This window comes from Patiriisocius sp. 208BN25-11, from assembly GCF_058147145.1.
Window position 1 is genome coordinate 1 of record NZ_JBYVJY010000090.1, and the last position, 252, is coordinate 252.

1 protein-coding gene is annotated in these 252 nt (G+C 34.5%); it reads left to right on the plus strand.

Annotation, left to right across the window (positions count from 1 at the left end; genetic code table 11):
- On the plus strand, positions 1-252 hold a 252-nt coding region (locus ACY2RS_RS15690), incomplete at both ends, for a DbpA RNA binding domain-containing protein (RefSeq protein WP_490099600.1).

Consider the following 252-nt stretch of genomic DNA (forward strand, 5'->3'; position numbering starts at 1 on the left):
AAGCGAAAGAGAGTATAGAGACGACACCGATAGTGTGCGTTATTTCTTGAATGTGGGTAATAAATACGACTTTGACTGGATGAGCTTAAAAGATTTCTTGCGAGATCTATTAGGACTAGAAAAAGATGATTTCTACAAAGTAGATGTAAAAGACAGCTTCTCATTTTTTAACACAGACCCAAAACACAAAGACGTAGTATTACAAGCCGTTGAAGGTTTTAAATTAGATGTTAGACATGTAAATGTTGAAGT